Source organism: Arachidicoccus terrestris (genome assembly GCF_020042345.1).
GTDB classification, from domain to species: domain Bacteria; phylum Bacteroidota; class Bacteroidia; order Chitinophagales; family Chitinophagaceae; genus Arachidicoccus; species Arachidicoccus terrestris.
Genome location: NZ_CP083387.1, coordinates 521,109 through 543,231, shown reverse-complemented (window position 1 = coordinate 543,231; position 22,123 = coordinate 521,109). Strand labels below are relative to the sequence as shown.

General features: G+C 42.4%; 19 protein-coding genes and 1 tRNA gene. 10 read left to right on the top strand and 10 right to left on the bottom strand.

Annotated features, from left to right (window positions below; translation table 11 throughout):
* The first annotated feature begins 218 nt into the window (after positions 1-218).
* Complete coding sequence (locus K9M52_RS02095) at positions 219-2,654, top strand: FtsX-like permease family protein (protein ID WP_224070418.1); 2,436 nt, start codon at positions 219-221, stop codon at positions 2,652-2,654.
* A gap of 145 nt (positions 2,655-2,799) precedes the next feature.
* On the opposite strand, the gene K9M52_RS02090 is transcribed toward K9M52_RS02095, so the two are convergent.
* Positions 2,800-3,279 (bottom strand): metallophosphoesterase family protein, encoded by a 480-nt coding sequence (locus K9M52_RS02090; protein WP_224070417.1) that lies wholly within the window; start codon positions 3,277-3,279, stop codon positions 2,800-2,802.
* Between the two features lie 177 nt (positions 3,280-3,456).
* Positions 3,457-4,761: an RNA ligase family protein gene (locus tag K9M52_RS02085; RefSeq protein ID WP_224070416.1), complete on the bottom strand. Its 1,305-nt coding sequence runs from the start codon at positions 4,759-4,761 to the stop codon at positions 3,457-3,459.
* A 910-nt stretch (positions 4,762-5,671) separates the two neighbouring features.
* Here K9M52_RS02085 and K9M52_RS02080 point away from each other — a divergent pair.
* The 4 genes from K9M52_RS02080 to K9M52_RS02065 all read left to right on the top strand — a co-directional run bounded on the left by K9M52_RS02080 (position 5,672) and on the right by K9M52_RS02065 (position 9,009).
* On the top strand, positions 5,672-6,127 hold the full coding sequence (locus tag K9M52_RS02080) for a metallophosphoesterase family protein (protein WP_224070415.1): 456 nt from the start codon (positions 5,672-5,674) through the stop codon (positions 6,125-6,127).
* A gap of 623 nt (positions 6,128-6,750) precedes the next feature.
* Entirely contained in the window at positions 6,751-7,770 is a 1,020-nt protein-coding gene (locus K9M52_RS02075) for a PDDEXK nuclease domain-containing protein (protein WP_224070414.1), read from the top strand.
* Positions 7,771-7,981: 211 nt separating this feature from the next.
* Positions 7,982-8,395, top strand: coding sequence for a winged helix-turn-helix transcriptional regulator (locus K9M52_RS02070; protein ID WP_224070413.1), 414 nt, complete (start codon positions 7,982-7,984; stop codon positions 8,393-8,395).
* 266 nt (positions 8,396-8,661) lie between these two features.
* A complete protein-coding gene (locus tag K9M52_RS02065; RefSeq protein ID WP_224070412.1) occupies positions 8,662-9,009 on the top strand; it encodes a chorismate mutase in 348 nt (115 codons plus the stop codon).
* A gap of 55 nt (positions 9,010-9,064) precedes the next feature.
* Here K9M52_RS02065 and K9M52_RS02060 read toward each other — a convergent pair.
* Positions 9,065-9,140: transfer RNA gene (locus K9M52_RS02060), tRNA-Gly, on the bottom strand.
* 269 nt (positions 9,141-9,409) lie between these two features.
* Between K9M52_RS02060 and K9M52_RS02055 the strand changes: the two genes are divergently transcribed.
* Together K9M52_RS02055 and ricT are read left to right on the top strand one after the other, a co-directional pair.
* Positions 9,410-10,546 (top strand): DNA polymerase III subunit, encoded by a 1,137-nt coding sequence (locus tag K9M52_RS02055; protein WP_224070411.1) that lies wholly within the window; start codon positions 9,410-9,412, stop codon positions 10,544-10,546.
* A gap of 108 nt (positions 10,547-10,654) precedes the next feature.
* Positions 10,655-12,199, top strand: a complete 1,545-nt coding sequence (gene ricT / locus K9M52_RS02050) for a regulatory iron-sulfur-containing complex subunit RicT (protein ID WP_224070410.1) — start codon at positions 10,655-10,657, stop codon at positions 12,197-12,199.
* 6 nt (positions 12,200-12,205) lie between these two features.
* On the opposite strand, the gene K9M52_RS02045 is transcribed toward ricT, so the two are convergent.
* From K9M52_RS02045 to K9M52_RS02020, 6 genes are all read right to left on the bottom strand, one after another.
* Positions 12,206-12,940, bottom strand: coding sequence for a lysophospholipid acyltransferase family protein (locus K9M52_RS02045; RefSeq protein ID WP_224070409.1), 735 nt, complete (start codon positions 12,938-12,940; stop codon positions 12,206-12,208).
* A gap of 29 nt (positions 12,941-12,969) precedes the next feature.
* Complete coding sequence (ung, locus tag K9M52_RS02040; protein ID WP_224070408.1) at positions 12,970-13,647, bottom strand: uracil-DNA glycosylase; 678 nt, start codon at positions 13,645-13,647, stop codon at positions 12,970-12,972.
* Between the two features lie 210 nt (positions 13,648-13,857).
* Complete coding sequence (locus tag K9M52_RS02035) at positions 13,858-16,740, bottom strand: M1 family aminopeptidase (RefSeq protein ID WP_224070407.1); 2,883 nt, start codon at positions 16,738-16,740, stop codon at positions 13,858-13,860.
* A gap of 293 nt (positions 16,741-17,033) precedes the next feature.
* On the bottom strand, positions 17,034-17,906 hold the full coding sequence (locus tag K9M52_RS02030) for an ABC transporter ATP-binding protein (protein WP_224070406.1): 873 nt from the start codon (positions 17,904-17,906) through the stop codon (positions 17,034-17,036).
* A 71-nt stretch (positions 17,907-17,977) separates the two neighbouring features.
* Positions 17,978-18,184: a helix-turn-helix domain-containing protein gene (locus K9M52_RS02025; RefSeq protein WP_224070405.1), complete on the bottom strand. Its 207-nt coding sequence runs from the start codon at positions 18,182-18,184 to the stop codon at positions 17,978-17,980.
* A 2-nt stretch (positions 18,185-18,186) separates the two neighbouring features.
* The gene (locus K9M52_RS02020) at positions 18,187-18,702 is read right to left on the bottom strand and encodes a hypothetical protein (protein WP_224070404.1); all 516 of its coding nucleotides are present in this window, start codon (positions 18,700-18,702) and stop codon (positions 18,187-18,189) included.
* A gap of 302 nt (positions 18,703-19,004) precedes the next feature.
* Between K9M52_RS02020 and K9M52_RS02015 the strand changes: the two genes are divergently transcribed.
* Entirely contained in the window at positions 19,005-19,784 is a 780-nt protein-coding gene (locus K9M52_RS02015; RefSeq protein ID WP_224070403.1) for a (Fe-S)-binding protein, read from the top strand.
* A gap of 5 nt (positions 19,785-19,789) precedes the next feature.
* Positions 19,790-20,296 carry a hypothetical protein gene (locus tag K9M52_RS02010; RefSeq protein WP_224070402.1) on the top strand — a complete coding sequence of 169 codons (507 nt, stop codon included), beginning with the start codon at positions 19,790-19,792 and terminating at the stop codon, positions 20,294-20,296.
* Between the two features lie 47 nt (positions 20,297-20,343).
* Here the strand turns inward: K9M52_RS02010 and K9M52_RS02005 are convergent, their stop codons facing one another.
* On the bottom strand, positions 20,344-21,396 hold the full coding sequence (locus K9M52_RS02005) for a flavin monoamine oxidase family protein (RefSeq protein WP_224070401.1): 1,053 nt from the start codon (positions 21,394-21,396) through the stop codon (positions 20,344-20,346).
* Between the two features lie 68 nt (positions 21,397-21,464).
* Here K9M52_RS02005 and K9M52_RS02000 point away from each other — a divergent pair, with 68 nt between their 5' ends.
* Complete coding sequence (locus tag K9M52_RS02000) at positions 21,465-22,106, top strand: class I SAM-dependent methyltransferase (protein WP_224070400.1); 642 nt, start codon at positions 21,465-21,467, stop codon at positions 22,104-22,106.
* The last annotated feature ends 17 nt before the right edge of the window (positions 22,107-22,123 follow it).

The following is a 22,123-nucleotide window of genomic DNA, read 5'->3' as shown; positions in this document are numbered from 1 at the left end:
TTTGCGAAAACGAATACAAAATAGGCTTTTATAGAAGGCCGGCTTGAGGCGAACGAATAATAAGCGGAATAGGTCATTTGTTTCAAAACCGTACACCATGTGTCCGAATTTGAGACAAATATAATAAATTATAAATTGTAAAAACATATCAACAGTAGAGTTACGAATTGGCATGTTTTGCGTTAATGGATTGTTGGCCTGTAACCTAAACTTAAGTTATGATTAAAAAATATCTCCGCATTGCACTTAGGAGTCTTAAAAAGAATAAATCGACTTCTGTTATCAATATATTGGGCTTGGCTGTGGGTATCAGCGCCTCGCTGGTGATCTTTTTAATTGTTCGTTACGATTTCAGTTTTGATAAATGGGAACCCCACCGGGATGAAATTTACAGGGTCTATACAAAATACGGGGAGATGGGTACCAATAATGGTATCAGCCTGCTGGCTCCCCGTGCCATCGCCGATAAAGTAAGCGGTGTTAAAACAGTGGCCCATATTTATGATGCGGGTATGTTGAACTATGCCAAAGTAGCGGATGGACCTGCGGATAAATTAATAAAATCCTGGGGCAGCACCATATTTGCTGACCGGAATTATTTTGCACTCTTTCCCTATACCTGGCTCGTCGGAGGGCCGGATGTGTTGTCTAATAGAAATACAATTGTGCTGGCTAAGTCTGAAGTGAAGATTTTTTTTCCGGGAGAGTCCTACAATAATGTTACGGGACGGGTCATTACTTTTGAAGACAGTATACCGCTGACCGTCAGGGGAGTGGTGGATGATTTGCAGGAACATTCTGACTTTGCCTATAAGAACTTTATTTCTTTAAGTACATTCATGGAGACGCCTCTTGAGAAGCGGCAGGGCCCGCCATCCTGGTCATCTGTGAATGGGGCTTCTCAGTGTTTTATCCGTCTGGGCGGGGTCATTACGCCAGCAAGCGTAAGTAGACAGATTAAGGACCTATATGTAGCGAACACAGGAAAAGTGGAGGAGAAGTATAGGCAGATGGGGCTTTTGCAGCCACTCGCAGATGTTCATTTCAATATGGACATCGATGGGAAGGTCAGCCGGTCTTCTTTAATCAACCTATCTGTATTGGCGTTTCTTTTGTTGCTGCTGGCCGCTATTAATTTTATCAATCTCTCCACCGCTCAATCTACGCTCCGGGCAAAGGAAATTGGTGTCAGGAAAACTTTTGGAAGCGCTAATCGGTATATTGTCTATCAATTTCTGACAGAGACGTTTGTATTAACGGTAATGGCCACGGTTCTGGCTATCATGCTGACTCCTTTTCTGCTCCATATTTTCAGTGGGTTTGTACCTGAGGGGCTGAGTATTACCGAGGCTTTCAGTCCGGTTGTCGTATTATTTCTGGTGGTGACTGTAATAGTCGTCACCTTTCTTTCAGGGTTGTATCCGGCATTTGTACTGACCCGGTTTAAGCCGATTGCTGTGATGAGAAACAGTCCGGTTTCAAGTAGGAAATCAGGAAGTGCCGGACTGCGGCAGGTGTTGACGGTGGCTCAGTTTGTTATTGCCCAGGTTTTTCTAATCGTCGTTGTGGTCATTGGCAAGCAAATCCGTTATATAATGAACAAGGACCTGGGTTTTCGAAAGGATGCTATTGTGTCTTTTTTTATACCTGGCGGGACTTCACCCAACGGGAAGAGCAGTAAAGCTGTATTATATAATGAACTGAAAAGGATGCCCGGTATTCAAAGGGTGAGTATTTCCTCAGGGACACCTACTTTGAACGGCTTTAATACAACATCCCTTTCGTGGCGGCATGAAGGGAAGAAAGCCGGATTTGACAATATACATGTCCGAACCGCAGATGAGAATTATCTGCCGTTATTTAATATAAAGCTTCTTGCTGGGCGAAATATACAGGTGGACACTACGCGCAAAGTAAAAGAGGCAATGATTAATGAAACTTTTATGCATAATATGGGTGTCACCGACCCTGGAAAAGTTATTGGAAGCTATTTTGTAGCCGGTGAAACGGACTCCTCGCTGATTGTAGCTGTTATGAAAGATTTTTCAACGATGAATTTGCATAACCCGATCCTGCCAACGGTGGTGTTTTCAGATACCAGGTCCTGGGGCTACGTCATGTCAATACTTTTGTACCCGGGGCAGGCCGCCAGCTGGCCGGGGACGATTGGCGGCATTGGAGAAAAATTCAGCACGCTTTACCCCAATACGGATTTTAATTATACCTTTTATGATGAGACGTTGAATAAGCTGTACGATGCGGACCGGCGACTGTCTACCTTGCTCAAATGGGCTACCGGGCTGGCTATCTTTATCAGTTGTCTGGGGCTGCTCGGGCTTGTCAGCTTTATGGCCAATCAAAGGACAAAGGAAATCGGGATTCGTAAGGTACTGGGCGCTTCCATTGCCAGTATTATCAGCCTGTTGTCCAGGAGTCTGATTAAACTGGTGTTGCTGGCTTCCGTTATCGCCTTTCCGTTTGCCTGGTACTTTTCGCATAAGTGGCTGGATGATTTTGCCTTTAAAACGTCGATAGGATGGTTGATATTTGTGTTATGTGCGGCCGGTATGCTGCTGATCGCGTTGCTAGTGCTCTGGATGCGGACTTTCAGGTCAGCCAGCGCCAATCCGGTTCTTAGTTTACGGGATGAATAGATGGCAACAATAGAAGAAAAAAGAGGGACAGCATCAAAAGCCATGATTTTAGATGCCTGTTCCCTCTTTTACTTTGCCGGATATTGCATTGATGCCTTGCGGGGCTTTGTTAGAAATAAAGGCATGCTTGTTTTGAACGCGTCTGTTACGGTCGGTTGTGATGCGCGTCTTTTACCTCTCTTTTAGACAATATGTCCATCACCTCTTCTATGTTAAAGGGGCGGTATTCTCCAAGAATTCTATAGGCGCTGTCTACGCCGACGTCCATGCTTTTACCCCAGGGTTGATTGGGGTGTCTGTCAATACTGTCGTGACTGTGGCCGTATAAATGATAATAGCCTTTGTTATGCATCTGATGCCAGACACGCATGGCGTAATGACAAAGGATGAACATGTGGCCATGATAGTTCAGCTGCATGATGTCCGACAGGGAGCTGAATACGGCTGCGTATCTGTCGATCTGCCCATCATGATTGCCAATAATATGATGTACCTGCCGGCAGGCAATACGATCCCTCATTTTCGGGATATACGCGTGGTTTTTGAATACGAAATCTCCCAGATTGATCAGGATATCATCATGGCCCACATACGTATTGATATTGTCAAGCAGGTGGCTGGTCATCTGGTATTCATCTTTGAAGTTTCTGAATCCAGTCTTCCACCTGCTTTTTTCGGGCCCGCTTATATTTTGATGAAGTAAGTGTAGTTAAAGGTCCGAGGTAACCCAGACTTTGCTGGAACCCCCGGACTGATTTATTTTGAGTTGAAACATAATTGATTGTTTTCGTGTTAACCGAGTTTAATTGTCTTCTTCTATATCTGCCATATTCTTGTCCTGTAAATCAGATTCATGTAACAAGAAATTTCGGGATTTGATTTTATAGGCCGTTACTTTTGGATACGTTTCCCGGCGCACCACAAAACCCTCTTCGGTGACCAGATGATCCAGGATCGAAGGCCGGTCTAATAGCTTGCCGTGAAACAATTCTTCCAGGGCGGGTGCCATATCGGGCCCTTCCTCTGCCTGTTTAACATCGATCTGATACTTATGCAGAATAACGGACAGCTTGCCTGAGAATAGTTCAGGCACAGTATCTACACCTAATTGTCTGGATCTTTGTTTTACCTGTTCCCAGGAAAGGTCGACTTCAATGCCCTCCGGATTAATTTGTGTAATCCGGTACAGGAAAAGTTTAGGAGAGGGCAAGCCATAGGTGTAACCCGGTTGAATGGCGCCGCCTCCATAATCTGTACCGACGACTTCACCGTAGACCGCTTCTCCTTTATAGAGCTTACCATCCAGATTGCTTCGGGCGACCTGACTCCAGAGATCATCTCTTAACAGCTTCTGGTCCTGTAAAGATCTGAAGTTGTTGGACTTGATCACTCTTCTTGACCCAACCAGATAACTGTACTGCTCTTTCTGTATTTTGAGGCCCAGTGCACTCAGGCATTTTTCCACCATCGTCAGTTTTCTTTTGGTCCGGGCATGGAAGATTCTAATGGAAGTACCATGGAGTTTGTGGGTAATCGTGATATGGGAGTCCGGTGCGAACCGGTTGCTATGCTTCAGCAATTGGCTCGTGTCTGTATGTTCAGGGGCAAATTTTGGATCTACCAGCGTGTCAATATTGAATCTGTCTTTCTTTTCCCCAGAACAAAAGCCTCTTTGCGGGCGGGCATATTTCCAGCAAACCGGCTTGCCATTGATATCGGTGAAATTGTCGCCGATTTTCAGTTGTATCGGGTCAATCAGATAGCCCAGACTGGCCACCGGTATAATAAACCCGGTTGAGATGACCCCTTTGAATTTAATGGCTTTGACACGGCCGGAGTCTTCAAAGAACCCGGACTTCGTGCCACCCAGATTATTTTGTGGGTGTCTGTATAGATTATTGTTGGCGAGGTACCGCGGATCAAGTACCGTGCCGGCCGGGAAAAACAAGTACTGGGCTGCCGGATCTGAGGCCTTTTGTACCAGACAGTCATGGCCAAGGTGGGTGACTTGCATCAGATTATCTAAACCTGTTACGGGCGACATCGGGGGTAAGGCAATCACCTGTGCCGCATAATTCTCAGATCCTTTTTTAACGGATAGTTTCATATGGTTCCAATTTTTGTTTTAAGTATATAATCATGTTCAGCCGTTTACTGTTCGCGTGGCTGTTGCTTTTGTTTTTAATTGTTATGCCTCATTGATGTGCTAGAACATTCCTGAAGTGCATCTGCATATGATATATGGATAGGTCCTTCGTTGCCATGCATCGCACTGTTAGGTTGCTTTTTAGTTGACGAAACCGCAATTTCAATAGGGCTGATTGTTTTTCACTCCTGCAGGTTACGGACAATTTCCTTTATGGCTGTTTTTTATCACTGTGCAAAATTGAGCAAAGAAATAGGAATAGCCAAAATAGTTAACCGGATTTTTAGACATTTTCTGTCCTCTGTAATGCAGTGGTGGTGGGTGTTTCAGAAGGTGGTATAAAATATCCCATTTTTTTTACGCGGATGTTAATAAAAAATGGTCGTTGTTGAAGGGCACGTAACGGAATAAAGCATGATGAAGCATCACAGCAGTTAGCTGTCTTTTATTATTTTTTACATTTGATTGTTTGGTCGTTTTGTATTTATTATCCTACCTTTGTGAAAGCAGTGGATATTCTTATTGTATGCCATCAATATAATTCTTTACTGCTAACCTACAACCTACCGATTATTGCCAGATTATCTTATTATTAAAGCCAGGTTTAATAAATAGATTCTTTAAATTTTTAACGCACGCATGTGTACGCTTGTATTGTACATATAGCCTGCGTTCTGTGTGCCAGATCTGAAGATCTGGATAATGGGCGGCCCGGGTATGAAGCCTCGGGTGGTCTGGCAGACCATTTACCTATATAATGGTGAATTTGGTGGCAGGCGGAAATGGGAAATTAAGTGTCACGGCACACGGGACATGACGGAGGGAGGAGTGCCCTCAGGGATAAATAAAGATGGAATAAAATTGATATAATATGAGAGTTATAACGCTTGGAGACTTACATGGTCAACACCGTAAAATTAAAGTTCCCGAATGTGATTTGCTTTGCTGTGTTGGTGACTATGGTGCAGGAAGGACTTCTGTTGTGCACCTGGCCAAAGTGCCATCTGATGTACATATTCTTTTGACACATGGCCCCGCCTACGGATATATGGATCTTATCCCACAGGAGTATGCGCAGCCAGGAGAAGATTTACACAAGGGCTGCAAAAAGACACTTGAAGTTATCCATAAAAGGCTCAAGAAACTGAAGTTGTTTGCCTTTGGCCATATCCACAATGCAGAGATGCCCAGCCGCTCGGGTTCTGATAACTATGGTGTCAGAATGGTAAAGGTGACCAACACAAGAAGTGTGCTGTTCAGTAATGCAGCCTGTGTTGATAACAGCTATAACATCGTTAACCCTATGCCACTGATAATAGATCTTTAACGGCAAAAGAAAACGGTCGTATTACCAATAAAGAATACCCAAATTTAAATCTTATTGCGAAACGGACTGCAACGCGAGACTTGTTGCAATTGGTTGAAGGCTACAAGTTGTTTCGAAATAAAGGGAAAGGACCAGGAAGTTTTTATGAATTAATTGGTTCATAGTTGGCCCAATTGCCTCATGATCTGTGTAAATGTATATTTTAGGTAAGACATGCTCTTTTGCGAGATATTGGATTCAAAATAGAGTTTATAAAGCGACCAGGAACAAATTATTAGTGAATGGTTTGATTAATATTCGGCTGGACGGTTGCATCTGGAAATAACAAAATGCTTATAAATACTGTTTCGCTATAGTAACTATAAATGTTGGTGTAATATTTATAGTTACTAAATTATTTAATAATACTTTTACACCAAATTTACACCTGGATTGTTATAAGTTGTTTGATAATCAGCTATTATTCACATACTGTATTGGGAAGTGAGGGCGAAATGGAAATATCAGTAAAGTAAGGTGGAAATTAGGATTTCTCGTTGAACATTTGCACTAACTAATGTTTTTATGCGTTCAAGAAATTAGGGTGGACATGATTGTTTGTTTAATTTTGAATAAATATTAAAATGAAGAAGAATAATGATAAGTTAGCACATAGTGATAAATTGTATGATGAATTATCGCAGCTTATTGAACAAAGCAAATCTCAGGTAACGACGCAATTAAATAGTGGAATTGTTATGTTGTATTGGCTAATTGGGAGGAGAATTAATGCCGATATTTTGCAGAACCAACGTGCCGATTATGGAAGAGAAATTGTCGTGACGCTGTCACGACAATTGGTGAAGAACTATGGAAGGAGTTTTGAAGAAAAGAATCTTCGTCGAATGATGCAATTTTCTGATCAATTTGTAGATAAAGGAATTGTCGTGACACTGTCACGACAATTAAGCTGGTCACATATTCTTGTTTTATTACCTTTAAAAACTATGGAGGCCAAACTATATTATGCAGGGGTGGTTGACAAAGATAAAATTGGAGTAAGAAGTTTGAGAAAAAGTATCTTAAATAAGGAATTTGAGAGAAGAACAATCGCTAATCTGCAAAATGTAAGTAACCATCCCGCCATTCATAATAATTTTAAAGATCCTTATTTTCTAGACTTTCTTGACCTGAAGGATACTTATTTGGAAAAGGATTTAGAAGCCGCAATTCTTAGAGAGTTAGAGTCTTTCATCTTAGAACTCGGACAAGGGTTTGCATTTGTTGAACGCCAAAAGCGAATGATAATTGATGGTCAGGATTTTCATCTGGATCTATTGTTTTTTCATAGAACTTTAAGACGTTTGGTGGCGGTAGAATTGAAGCTAGGTAAATTTGAAGCTAAATATAAAGGTCAAATGGAATTGTATCTAAAATGGCTTGATAAATATGAAAAAAAGGAAGGTGAGTTGCCGCCAATTGGTTTAATTTTATGTGCAGAGAGTAGTCGGGAACAAATTGAATTATTAGAAATGCATAAAGATGGAATAATGGTTGCTGAATATTGGACAGAATTACCTTCAAAAATAGAACTAGAGAAAAAGATCCATAATATATTGATGGAAGCCAGAGAAAGGATAAGTAATAAAAATCTATTGGAGTAAAATAATAGTGTCTCTGTGGTAAAGTAATTGTTAAAACATCTACAAGAATGTTAACCCAAAATAAGGTTTTTTTCTGATAAAAATCTGTGGAAAATGGAGCATATAAAGATGCGCAAAAACTCTCAACACTGCTGAGAGTTTTAATAGATAAATTATTTAGCTCATTTAGAGGTAGTTATGTGTTTGATTTTTTAGGTACACCTCAGGTACGTTGCCAGATGACTTAACAAAAGAAGAATTTTTTGAAGGGATTTCTATACCCAGAAACCGTGAATTGATGCGAGTGTTTCGTGATTTAGAGATTGTTGAACAGTTAGGGTCAGGGGTGCCAAGGATTTTAAGGAGCTATGGAAAAGATTGCTTTCAATTTATGGATAGTTTTATAAGAATCTCTTTTCCAGCCGCTAGAAAAGTGGGGTTGGTAGATGGGTTGGTAGATAGTCAAAGGAAAATAGTAGAATTGATAATATCTAATCCGGAAATATCTAAAAAAGAAATGGCTATAAATATTGGTATTAGCACAACGGCAGTTGATAAACACATAAGGGCGCTGAGAGAAAGCAATATTATAAGGCGTTTGGGAGGGGCTAGAAATGGATATTGGGCTATTGTGGATAGGGTGTAAATTAAACCAAATATTACAGCACGGGTGAGGGGAAATTATCAATGATTTGATCATAATTTCAGCAGATCGGTGGCCTCCGGAAATAAAAAGATGCAAATGGATTTTGATTAGTTTTAATAGCTGTAAATGTTAGTATAGTATTGCTAAATATTTTGAAAATGTTTTTACACCAAATTTACACCTGGATTGTTATAAGTTATCTGATAATCAGCTATTATTCACATACTGTATTGAAAAGAAGCGTACTTTAGTGTAAAATTTAACCTATGAAGAAGATCCTATGCACATTGTTTGCAGCAGGCTGTTTTTGGGCTGCAAAAGCTCAGTTGAAAATTTCTGATACGATGCGGTACAACCGAGCACAGATCGATACCTTGGATCAACAAATTATTGATCTCCTTGGACAGCGCACGAAGGCTGCGCGCACCATCGGCATCTATAAAATGCACCATAATATTAATGTGGTACAGGACAAACGTTTCGAGAAAGTTTTAGAGAGTGCGATAAAAAGAGGAAGAGACAATCAGCTCTCGGAAAAGTTTATCCGGGACTTATATGATGATATTCATCAGGAGAGTATCCGGCAGGAGGAAGCTATAAAATTAAGGCAGTAGTTGCCACGAGCCAGATAAAGTGACACGTCCAAAGCAAGCACTCCTGTTGAGTAATTGGAGCGGAAAACGAGACTCGAACTCGCGACCTGAGGCTTGGGAAGCCGCCGCTCTACCAACTGAGCTATTTCCGCTTTTAGTCCATGATCTAATCGTCTGCGCAAATATAAAGGTTTTCCGGATTCGACGCTTAAAATTCAGAAAGCCGATCTAACCGGTGGAAAAAGTAAAGCCAGAGAAGGGCGTGGCCGTTTGGTGTGGGACCTGATTACCGTCGTATTATTATGCGACTATCAACGATGAGTGAAGAGCCGTTTAGGACATTATTGATGCTTTGCTGATTATTCTTTCCCGTGGATAACTCCTACTGTCTAAATTATGAATTTACCCTATCTTCGCTGCCATGAGATTCAGCGATATTATAGGTCAGGGCGCTACCAAAAAACAGTTGGTCGAAATGGTCAGCAGAAACCGGTTGAGCCATGCCTTGTTTTTTTTAGGCAAGGAAGGGACAGGGGCCCTGCCACTGGCCATCGCTTTTGCTCAATATATTCTCTGTGAAAACAAATCAGAAGGAGAATCCTGTGGCGTTTGCCCTGCCTGTAAAAAATCAGCCGCTTTTATGCATCCGGATATCCATTATTCTTTTCCGGTTATTCCTAAAAAATCGGGAGATAAGCCCATCAGCTCAGATTATCTTCCGGAGTGGCGGGAATTTCTCAGCGGATTACCTTACGGGAATGTCTATGATTGGTTGCAATCCATCCAGGCGGAAAACAAACAGGGGAATATCACGACAGAGGAGTGTAATGATATTTTTCGCAAGCTAGCACTAAAGAGTTTTGAAGCAGAATATAAAATACTGATTCTCTGGATGCCTGAATATCTGGGCGTGGCAGGTAATAAGCTCCTGAAACTCATTGAGGAACCCCCCGAGAAGACACTGTTTATTCTGGTGGCCGAGAATGAAGAAAAAGTACTTGGCACCATTTTAAGCCGTACCCAGTTAGTGAAGATACCGGCTTTGGACAATCAGCAAGTGGCGCAGGCCCTTGAGCAGCGGGCCGGCCTGACAGCTGATACAGCATTGGAGTTGGCAGCCCTGGCGGACGGCAATTACCGGGAAGCCATTCATCTGGCCGGCCATAATGCGGAAGACTGGCAGTCTTACCTCAGAGACTGGCTTAATGCCTTGCTTAAAGGAGGTAACATTATGCTTGTCAAATGGATCGAGGAGGTGTCAAAGCTTGGAAGAGAGAACCAAAAGCAATTTCTGTATTATTTTAACCATCTGTTAGGCCAAAGTATCCGCCTCAGAATTTTGGGCCCTGAAGGGTTCCCGATTTCTGACAAAGACCGTGATTTTGCCCTCAGACTCAACAAGATCACCTCAGTGAGTCAACAGGAAGTAATTGTGGAAGAACTGGATAAGGCCGCCTATTATATTGAGCGGAACGCCAACCCCAAAATGCTGTTTCATGCACTTAGTATCAAACTAAGACATATTATTCAACAGAAAACATTAATTTTGGCTGGTTAGCTAACAAATGTTTTCTGTTTTGTTCTGCTAATTCTATATATATTAACTATTTTAATCATCCGTTATCTGACCAGACAATGAAGCAGGTAATGTCAAACATAAACGAACATGGGTTGTGGAAGTTGTGGCACCAAGCCAAATGGCTGCAAAAGCAATGGTGGCTGTAGCACAGGTAGTTGTAACCGGTTGAATGTACATGACTGGTTAATGAATCTGCCAATGAGTGATGAGGAAAGCAGCTGCAAGATCATTGAATTAAGCTTTAAGAACGGTAGTCGTAAAGACTTTTTTAGGAATAATTCGCTCCAGCATTTTGAGAAAGGTGAATATGTAACCATCGAAGGCGTTAGTGGCTTTGATGTAGGCGAAGTTAGCCTTACAGGCGAACTTGTGCGGGTACAGATGAAGAAAAAAGGCGTTAAGGAGTTTAGTCCGGATATCAAAAAGATCCTGCGGCGCAGTAGTGACCGCGATATAGAGCTCTTCAAACAAAGCAAATCCAGAGAACAAAAAGTCTTGATGCGTTGCCGGGAAATCGCCCGCGATCTCAAGCTGGCCATGAAGCTTTCAGAAGTGGAAATCCAGGCAGATGGAAAAAAGGCCACTTTCTTTTATACAGCAGACGAAAGAGTGGACTTTAGAGAAATGATTAAAGCCTATGCTTCTGAGTTCAAGGTAAAAGTGGAGATGCGTCAGATCGGTATTCGTCAGGAAGCCGGTAAGGTAGGCGGAATTGGTAGTTGTGGCAGAGAACTATGCTGCAGTACCTGGCTGACAGACTTTAAAAGCGTGAATACAACAGCTGCCAGATACCAAAATCTGAGTATCAATCAAACCAAATTAAGTGGGCAGTGTGGCCGTTTAAAGTGCTGCCTGAACTATGAGCTCGATACTTATTTAGATGCCCTGCAGCATTTTCCCAATAATGCCGATAAGCTGGAGATCCAGCGTGGCCGGGCTACACTTGTTAAAAAAGATATATTTAAGGACTTAATGTGGTATACATTACCTGACAGTAATAAGCAGTATCCATTGACTCTCAAGCGGGTGCATGAGATACTTCGATTAAATGCTGAAGGTGAAAGGCCGGAAAACCTGGAAGCTATTGAACTTGTCGGCAAGCAACATGAAGTGGAACCAAGTTTTGTAGATGTTGTCGGGCAAATCAGCTTAAGGTCTCTTGAACGCAGTGATAAGAAGCGGAAAAACAAGAGCCGCAGTGAGCGTGACCGTAATCGGGGTAATGATAGGGAGCGTCGCGGTGGTCAGGGCCCGAATAATCAGGCCGGCGTGGAGGGCGCCAAAACCAAAGGCAGACCGGATAAAGACCGCAGTAACAAACCGCCTCGTAATAACCGGTCCCAAGGCGACAACAGTGATCAGGAATCACAGGGCCAGGGTCGTAATAGTAATACTGGGCAGCAAAAGCGCGGTAATACCAACGGTAACGCCAGAAGAAATAACCAGGGGAACTCTAATAGCAAAGGAAATGGTCCTAGGCCCCCCAGGAATAATGGCGGCCAGGCCGGGCAACAGCCGAGAACTGAAAATAAACAGGATGACAGGCAGGAAGGTCGTAGACCCAGGCCGGGAAGAGACGCTGGTAAGGATAGAGGCGGTGAGAACAAAGGGAGCGAAGGAACGCCTGCATAAAATTAATTAATAATTCGCCTCATAGTAATTCCACATGGATTCAAAAATCTGACGGCTAAGCTGAATATGGGTCAGGCCATCAGGCGTAACTGGCGGTAAAAAATGTAATTCTATGGTGCCGGGCAGCAAGTAAAAAGACTTATCTGCCGGCATCATTTTTTTTGTACCTATAATAACAACGGGAATGATGGGGGTCTGGGTTTCGATAGCCAAACGGAAGGCGCCGCTCTGAAATTTTCCCAGTGGCTGGCCGGATTTGTTTCTGGTCCCCTCGGGGAAGAGCAGCATATCCATGCCTAAGGCAAGCACATCTTTCATCGACTGGTAGCTCTGCCGGCGGCTGAGTTCACTGGCGCGGTCTACCAGTACAGAGCCCCACCTATAGATCCAGCCAAATAGTGGAATGGAGGCCATACTTTTTTTAGCGATGGTTTTGGAAATTCCCGGCAAAAACGGATTGGTGACCATGACATCCAAAAAGCTGTTATGATTACATACGACTATATAATTCTGGCCTTTTTTGTACAGCGCTTCGTGGATCATTTTGCGTCTGCATCCTGTTAGCGCGAAAAATATCCGCATCCATACACGAGATACGGATTGCTGCCAGCCGGCTTTCGCGGGATCTCTGAGCCAGGTGCATCTGAGCATGATTACAAGGGCGGGTAGCATAGTGAGGAAAAACACCACCAGCGCCCAGGCAGCCCATATTCGTCCAAAGATATTTTTAATCCCTTTCAAATTGCGAATATTGAGTTTAATGATTCATATCAGTTGCTGAGGCTCCAGTCAATTGGATCCTTTTTCTGCTTGACCAGCAGCTCGTTGGCTTTACTAAAGTGCCGGCAGCCAAAGAAGCCATTAAAGGCGCTCAGCGGAGAGGGGTGTGCGGCTTTTAATACGTGATGCCTGGATGGGTGAATCAGGGCTTCTTTTTGCTGGGCAAACCGCCCCCAGAGTAAAAACACGACGCCACTATGAACAGCTCCGATCTTAGAGATCACCGCATCGGTAAATTCCATCCAGCCGATTTTCGCGTGGCTGTTGGCTTCTGAAGCACGGACCGTCAATGTGGCATTCAGCAAAAGTACTCCCTGTCGTGCCCAATGGGTAAGATCTCCGTGAGGCGGCATCGGCATGCCGATATCTGTCTGCAGTTCTTTAAAGATATTTTTAAGAGAGGGGGGCAGTGGGATGCCCTTGTTTACAGAAAACGCCAGCCCATGTGCCTGACCAGGGCCGTGATAAGGGTCCTGGCCTAGTATAACAACCTTGACGTTTTCAAAAGGCGTTTGCTCAAAGGCATTGAATATGAGCGGACCAGGCGGATAGATGGTTTTCTTGAGTGCCTTTTCTGCTTTCAAAAAATCGACGATCCCTTTAAAATAAGGCTTCTCGAATTCTGATTCCAATACTTTTTTCCAGCTAGGAGCGATCTGTACATTCATGATCCAAAAGTAGGTAATTCGTTTGTGAAAGTGTGTGATTCGCCTGTATTCCTGTCAATATTGCATTTACCCCTCATATTTCCCCGGGGTTAAGGCAATATTACAAACTTCGTTACGTTGATAATATGTTGCAATTCGCCTGTTTCTCCTGATTTTCATTTTCGCACTTAGATGCGGTAATATTGCGAATGTCTTTTTCACTCCTGATATCTATAATTCAGTAAACATTTTTTTGATTCTACGATGATATTTTTTATCGGCAACCTTATATAATTCATTCAGAACGTCTTTGGTGATGGGGCGATTGGGATACTTATATTTTTCGAGAAAATTCCGCAAAGCTTTATTGACGGTTTCTTCGCCGATAATCTGGCTTAGCCTGACCATAATGATGGCCCCTTTAGAATAGTAAATATCTGGATTTTCATCAGTTACTTTATACAAAGGCTGACTTTGTGCAAAACCTTTTGATGCATCATATATTTGGCACTGTACCTTCAATCTTTCGAGCATCTTTTCCTTTCCGTACACTTTTTTGCAAATCATCATTTCGGTGTACATTGCTAGGGTTTCTGTAAGCATTGCTTGACCTTCCCTGTTGTCAGGGGATATTTGGCTGTTGCCCCACCACAGATGAGAAAGTTCGTGCCCTGCAAGTTCGTTGATAACATCCTGCTGTTTGTCGGCCTTGAGGTTGGCGTGGAACGCAATATCTTCCGCCATAAATATTACGGCAGGATAAGCCGTTGCATTAAAACCCTTTGTAAAAGAAGAAATTTCGGCAAAATTGATTGACTCGAAAGGATAGGGTCCGAAATTTCTCGTACAGTATTCCAAAGCCGATTTTGTGTTGTCAATCAGGTGCTGAACGTTCTGAAAATGTTGCGGAAGGTAAAATACGTCAATTTTAATGCCTTTATAATTCGAACTTTTTACGGCATATTTTGCAGAGGCAACCGCGAATCGAAAGGGAATGGGGCACCGGGACCGATAATGAAAATATTGCCGGCTTCCTGTTTTCCATTTTTCAATGAGCTCCCCGGTTCCAATGGCCGTTTGGTCAATTTCGGTTGAAATGAGCATATCTAAGTTAATAAAATCTTGCGGATTGGTTTTTGGGGTTTCCAATTTTCTAATTTGAGTATGATCGCCCAAACCATATTCTTTTCTTTTAAATTTGTCTTCTATTTCATATGAGGATTGATAGCCAATTGAAGGAAAGTAACGGCTGATGCGCATAAAGGACCCGTTTCTGATAATGGAATTAAAAGAATGGTGCCGGTTGACTGCCTTCCATTTATATGCGATTCTAAATGAGAGATTGGCTACCTCACCGGGTTTCATCGGCTGTATTAGTTTTATTTTTTCATTCTTTTTATTGATTTGGACGGTTTGGTTTTGAAAGGCGAAGTCTGCCTCTTCTATCTCCAAATCCTTGCTGAAATTAATCAATATATTATCAATGGGCTGATTACTCAAATTTTTCATAATATAGTTTCCATTGACAGAATAGATATTTTTTGAGTTGTAAAGCGCTATTCTAGTTTTTACATCGATGATAGTTGGCTGGGGCAGATCTTGAAATTTTCGATATTGCTTTTCATAGTTTGCCGCCCATGCCAGTTCTTCCTTTTCATTTTCAGGCTGATAGCCTTTCAGGAATGCCGAACCGATATTAAATGACAATATGGATAAAACACTTATTACCGAGATTGCTAACCATTTCGATATTTTTCTTTCGGTTAAAACATAAATAATCCACAGGATTCCAATAACACAATAGCCAAAAATCAGCCGTTCTGCGAATGACCCGAGGTAAGCTCCGTAGCCGTTAAAATCGCTGTAAGGACCTTTATATCCCGAGAAGAAGCGCAACAATGGCAAGCTGAACAGTTTATTGGAAACGGAGGTAGCGAAAATTAAAGCTGCAACGACCGTGCAGCCCAAGGCCATAAATTTGTTTTTTAAAACACTGTTGAGCAAAACTAAAAATGCGGCAAACAAGATCAGTGGAAATGTATTGAAAACGAAAACACCCCAGTAGGCCTGAATGTCAAAATGAGAATATCCATATAAAATTTGGAACAGAACCCCTTCCGTTATTAATAGGAATGTAAAAAATAAAATCAATAAACTGTTGCTCAGCCAATGCGCAAGCAATGATGATTTAAAATAAAAAGTGGCATTTTCAATCAATGAGAATCCGGAGATATGGCTTCTCCAACAAATATCGTTTGCAAAATAAGCCGCAAGTAAGACCCCCAATAAATAAAAACTCTCATTAATGGTGGAAGCCACCAATCCGGAAGACACGTATTTTTGCGGTAGCCGGATACCTTGGTTAATTTCCGCATATATCTCCATCCCTACATAAAATAACAGCAGCACGGAGGTAGCCGGCAAGGCTATGTTTTTAAAAACATACAGCAGATCTAATTTTACATAGGACTTGATGGATCGGACCCAGGATGAGATGTTAAAGGCCGGTATAACTGCAATAAAATCTTTATGCTGATTGAAAGTATTTTGATTGGATATTGCTTCATTTACATTTTTCTTGGATGAATGTTTGGCAGGCCGTCTAAATGAGAATGACTTGTAGCCCAAAAAGACAAAAATTGAAGATAAACTAAGCACAAAAACGCGATTGAGCAAAAAAAAGCCATTCAACGGTACCAATAAATTATTTCGTTGCGCGGCGCTGAAACTTTCACTAATATAAAAATAGGACGACAGGCCGAAAGGGTCAAGTATGGCAGAAATCTGTTGTGCAAACTTAGATTGCGGAATAGCGTCAGACATAAACGGGGAACCGGAATACATCAGCAAGACCATATAAAGGACGTAAACCAGCAATCCGCCTATTACTACAAGTATCCTGTTTTTAGTTTTATAAGCCACATAAAACAAAAGACTGCAAACTACTATAGTGTTTTCCAAACCAAATACCAGCAATGGATATAGGTAATAAACAAGGCTGAAATGGGCACCCATTTCCGGACCAGTCCGTAGGTTTTGCCCAATCACAAAGCCAAGAAGAATCAAGGTAAATCCAATAAAAACTATTCCGTAAAAAGAGGCAACCCTTCCCAATAAAAAATCTGTTTTTGAAACAGGTGTTGAAAACAGGATTTGATCAAATCCCGCGTCCCATTCCCTGAACAACAGACGGCTTCCGATAACGGTAGCAAGGAATACAATCGACAAACTCAAGAAACCGATCATAAATCCGACAGTATAGGAGCCGTTGAGAAAAATTCCTTTGCCGACTGACATATTGAATTTGTTACCGCAGTAGAGCCCGATACCTGCAAGAATCACCATTGTTGCATAGTTCAAAATGCCATGCCGGTAGCTGTTTAAATCAAACAAAAATATGGTCTTCATCAGTTATTTTGATTGAGTGTGAAAAAGTAAAAATGCTCCAAAGTGGGGTTACTACTTTGGAAACCCGGTGGTTGCTCTTTTGAGAAAACGGTGATCAACATCTCACTTTCAATAAATTGATAGCTAATGACCCGGTATCTCATTTCGTAGGCTGACAATTCTGATTTCGGGATGGCTTTAATCCATATTTTTTCTTTGAGACTCATCGTCAATTTTGAGGGCTTTCCAAAACAAAGTAGCTTTCCGCTTTGCATGACTGCCATATTTGAACAGAGGTTCCTTACATCTTCTACCAGATGTGTGGAAAGAATAACAATTATTTCCCTGCTGATTTCCGTCAAAAGACCATTGAAGCGGTTGCGTTCCACCGGATCCAGACCAGCTGTGGGTTCATCCACAATAATCAGTCTTGGACTGCCTAGTAGTGCCTGAGCGACCCCGAAACGCTGCTTCATCCCACCTGAAAACGTACGGACTTCCTTATTTCTTGCGTCGTATAAATTGACATTATGCAAGAGCATGTCGATTTGCTCCTTACGTTTTTTTGCATTGTTCATTCCTTTTAAAATTGCCAAATGTTCCAATAACTGACAGGTGGTTGCTGTAGGGTAGACGTTGAAATCCTGCGGAAGAAAACCCAGTTGTCTTTTCATGATATCAGGATTTTCGATAGTAGAGATGCCGTTAAACAGGATATGTCCCGATGTGGGCCTTTGGAGGCCTACAATGGTTTTCATAAGTGATGATTTACCGGCGCCGTTTGGGCCCAGCAAGCCAAACATGCCGTTTTTTAGTTCAAGAGAAATGTCATCAATGGCTTTGGTTTTGTCGTTGTAAATCAGTGAAAGATTTTGGATTGATAATGTGTTCATTTTTCATCGAGTTTTGGCAATAGAATGTCAGTCAGCCTATAAGGCTGTTTTTTTTATTAAATGTCAGTTGTTTATTCTTCTACATATTCTAAGATGTCTCCCGGCTGACATTGCAATATCTTGCAGATTGCAGCAAGCGTTTCAAACCGTACTCCTTTGGCTTTCCCCGTTTTCAAGATGGATAGATTCACAGTGGTAATCCCAAGTTTTTCGGCCAATTCTTTACTTTGCATCTTCCGCCGGGCCAGCATCACATCAAGGTTTACAACAATTGGCATAGTTATATGAATAAGTCTTGTTCGTTTTGTAAGTTAAGTCCCTGTTTAAAAATTGCAGAGAGAAAATAAACAAATATTCCAAGAATAAAATGAGTAATGGCAAGGGCGAATGCAAAGCTTTCCACACTTGCAAAAATACCGGCGAGTAGGATTGCTCCAAGGGGAAGTATCCAGTTTGCCAGATAGAAATACTGGAGTTGTTTGATGCCGTATCTGGTAAAAAGTTTGGGCTGGTGAAATACCTTGAAAACATTGCTTGCCAGAAAAAAGAATAGACCGTAAAGGCTCAGTGGCATGAAGAATTCAAATAGGATATAAGATGTATTGTTAACAATATTCATCAACGTTTTTGCGGTAAACGGATACAAAATATGTATGAACTTTCCGTCCTCATAATAGTCAATATGCCATCCTGTGAGGATGCAAACCGCCGAATAGACTGTAAGGCCAACGTAAATGACCGCTAAAATGAAGGTGATATAATACAATATTTTCGAAACCGCCTTTGCTCTTTGCATAGCACTTTATTTGGGTAACGGAGCAAATATAAGAAATTAAATAAAATAAAACGATAATTAATTTATATTTTATTTTAAGTTTACGTAGTCCTAATAAAGTTGGATCCTGATGCGGTTCCTGAACGAAACCGTTATGATTTTGTCGACCTATATCAAATTAGGCGCTGTATTTCTTTAGTAATTAGATAATAAATTGGAAAATTCTTTTAGGATGCTTCCCTCCAGGACACCACAATTTTGACAAAATACACGTACATTTGCGTTAGAACACTCATTGACAAAAAAATTAATACATCTACTGCATGCAGGTTCCTACAATGGCAGAAATGCTGATGAACAGCGAGATACCGGAGGTTCTTTTCTGGGTCGGCTGTGCAGGCAGCTTCGATCAGCGGGCACAAGGTATTACCAGGGCATTCGCGACTATTTTAAATAAAACCGGTATAAAATATGCGGTTCTGGGCAAAGAGGAAAGCTGTACCGGCGATCCGGCAAGAAGAGCGGGCAATGAATTTTTATTCCAGATGATGGCCTATGGCAATATTCAGATCCTGAATAATTATCAGGTGAAAAAAATTGTGACGACCTGTCCGCATTGTTTTAATATCCTGAAAAATGAATATCCGGCCTTAGGCGGCAATTATGAGGTCGTACACCATAGTACTTTCTTGCAGCAGTTACTTGATGAAGGACGCATTGTTTTAAAAGAGGGTGGTACTTTCAAAGGGAAAAAGATTACGTATCATGACAGCTGTTATCTGGGGCGGGCCAATGATATTTATGAGGCACCGAGAAAAGTGCTGGAGGCGCTGGATGCAGAACTCGTAGAAATGAAGAGCTGCCGTAGCAAAGGCATGTGTTGCGGTGCCGGCGGCGCCCAGATGTTCAAGGAAGAAGAAAAAGGCGACAAACGCATTAATACCTTGCGTGCTGAACAGGCCCTGGAAACAGAGGCCGGCATCGTGGCTTCCGCCTGCCCATTCTGTAACACCATGATGGTGGACGGTATTAAAAGCAAACAGCAGGAAGATAAAGTGATTGTTAAAGACATTGCAGAGCTGATTGCTGAATCATTAAACTGATGATAATGGATTTAGATTATTTAGAACATATACCCGCCTCGTTTGGTGAAGCGTCAAGGGTCTGGATTTATCAAAGCAGCCGAAGGCTGACGCTGTCTGAAGCGCTGGAACTGGAGAGTGATATTGAAGCTTTTTCTGCTGACTGGAATACCCATGGCCGGGCGAATACTTCTTATATTAATTTATTCTTTGGTCAGTTTCTGGTGATCATGGCTGATGAAAATCAGGGACCGGTCAGCGGATGTAGCACGGACAGTTCCATTCGTTTTGTCAAGGGGCTGGAAAAGAAATTTGGCGTGCAGTTCTTTGATCGTCAGTTACTCGCCTTTGTCATTAAAGATGAGATCCAGGTATTGCCGATGAGTCAGCTGGCATATGCCGTTCAACAGGGTTTTCTCACCAGCGATACGCTCTATTTTAACAACCTGGTCTCCAGTAAAAAAGACTGGGCGAATAAATGGCTGATACCCATTAAAGACAGCTGGCTGGCAACCCGGTTACCACTCAGCTAGAGCCCGATGCTGATGACTATTGTCGGTCAGTTCACACAAGGCGCTGATTAAAGTTGGCTGGCAGCCTGGATTGCGGCGGCAACAGCCCCTTCCATATATCCGGGATGCAGACTTGCGGTCTCTGATCCGGCAAATAATAATTTTCCATTCATGTAAGCTTCCTGAAGAGTAGGGTGGCCATTGTTAAAATGTGCGCGCCTGAATACTTGCTGCCCTGCCATCAGTGTCGGTTCATTCCATATTTTGTCATAATAACCGGTTGGATGCGCTGCTGGTTCTCCGAATAACAGACTCAATTGGCTGAGTACGTATTCTCTTCTCGTAGCGGCCTCATAATGCTGCACACCGGCGTTTAAAAAACCGGTGAACCCAAATTTATCTTCCTCAAAATTAGTATGGTCATACATTTCGGTAATCACGCCTGCGTGACTGTAGAGCATCCCGGAATACCCGTTCGTTCGCCAGAACGGACGGTCATATTCTACCGTGAATTTGACGGCTCCGGCCATCCAGGTCTGTACTTCCGGTAATATCTGTTGCAGGGTCCCAGGGAGCGAAGGCGAAAAACGGAGATGCGCTGCAGCTACCTGCGGAGGCAGGCATATAAAAGCCTGATCACCTTCAAAGTACCTTCCGTCCTTAAGTATGGCCCGGATGCCATTATCTGTTTCCTGTACCTGATTGACAACCGCATTGAGATGCAGGCTGCCTGGCGGAAGTTTCGCTGCCAGCGTCTGGATCAAGGCGCCGGTACCGCCGGCCAGCCGGTAGGAGGGCTGTGTTGATTCAGGGATATGAAACCGCTGAGCCGGTTCAAATGATTTAGTTTGGAAAAGTGTAATACCCTGGTCGTACTGCGGAAATTTACGGAGATCTAATTCATCTATCAAGTTTAACAGTGAACGGTGTTGATCCGAGAACCAGGTGGCGCCAAGTTCGAGAGGTGTCTTGTTTTCGCCCAGAATGGTGTGAATTCTTCCGCCCGGACGCCCTGCTGCTTCCAGTACGGTTACCTTAATGTTTTTTTGTTTTGCTAAATAAGCAAGCGTCAGACCACTAAGGCCGCCACCGATAATGAGTATTGTCTTTGTCCTTGCCATAAACGCAAAAGTAATCAGATTATAAAAGAGAAAAAAATATTTACCTTTACTGGAAAGACCATCCTGCAATGTCAGAAAATTTTGAACAACCGCCGCATAGGTCAGACAAAAATCACTGGGAAGGTATTTATGCCCATAAAAGCCCGGACCAGCTGAGTTGGACGCAAGCGGTGCCGCAGACGTCCCTGGATTTTATACACTCGTTTAACCTTTCCAGGACTGCCCGTATTCTGGATGTGGGCGGAGGAGACAGCCGGTTGGTCGACTATCTGTTGGATGAGGGCTTTGAAAACATAACGGTTCTCGACATTTCTGAACACGCGCTTAAAAGGGCAAAAGACCGCCTGGGAGATAAGGCTACCCGGGTTAAATGGGTTGTCAGTGATATTAATTCTTTTCATCCTGAAAGCCGGTTTGATCTCTGGCATGACCGGGCGACCTTCCATTTTCTGACAACAAGAACCGGCATGTCTAAATATCTGAAAACGGCCAGACAAAGTGTAAAGGGCTTTATGGTTCTCGGTACATTCTCTATGGATGGTCCGGATAAATGCAGCGGTCTGCCGATAAAGCAGTATAGCGAATCCACCCTTACTGAAGAATTAAAAAGCGGATTCAAAAAGATTAAGTGTATAACGGAAATGCATGTCACTCCTTTTGATACCAGACAAGCATTTTTATTTTGCAGCTTTAGAAAGCTTGATGCGTAACTGTTACCCGGAGAGAA